This window comes from Candidatus Thiosymbion oneisti (assembly GCF_004359955.1).
Classification (GTDB): domain Bacteria; phylum Pseudomonadota; class Gammaproteobacteria; order Chromatiales; family Chromatiaceae; genus Thiosymbion; species Thiosymbion oneisti.
Map to the genome: position 1 here is coordinate 1 of NZ_SMSC01000132.1, position 589 is coordinate 589.

Here is a 589-nt window from a genome sequence, read left to right on the forward strand (position 1 = left end):
CCGGCTACTCCAGTGAGGCCGAATTGACTGCCTGCGAAGCGCTGGGGCCACGGTCTAGGTCCCCATCCCGGATCAGCACCAGGCAGTTACCGGCCACGCACGGCCGCCTCAGCGGCGAGCGGTTCTCGTATAACCGTACCCTTGATGTCGACATCTGCCCCGCCGGCGAGTTGCTGCCTCGGTGTGGTCAATCACACCACAAGAACGGCGTCCAGCGTACCCGCTACAGCCGCTTGGCCGGTCAGTGCCGAGCCTGCCCGCTGAAGGCGGTGCGCCAGCCCGACTCCGGCGGCGCGCGCCGCATTTACCGCAGCGAGCACGCGGCGTTGGTCGAGGCCCAGCGGCAACCCATGGCCGATCAGGGCGCACCGCGGAGGCGTCAGCGCGCCGGTTTGGTCGAACATCCCTTCGGTATGCTCAAGCGCTGGTTCGGCTGCGACCACTTCCTGGTGCGTAGCTTCCACAAGGTCCGCGCTGAGATGAGCCTGATGGTACTTGGCTACGACCTCTTGCGGGTGGTCAACCGGCGCGGCATGGGTGGGTTCCGGGAGTCTTGCGCCCGACGCCAACAGGCCAAGCCTGTCCAGGC

The 589-nt window shown here is 67.2% G+C and carries 1 protein-coding gene; it reads left to right on the top strand.

Going from position 1 to position 589, the window contains the following annotated elements; all coding sequences use genetic code 11:
• Window positions 1-589: transposase (locus tag E1958_RS19755; RefSeq protein ID WP_208108636.1), on the top strand; the 589-nt coding region annotated here is incomplete at both ends.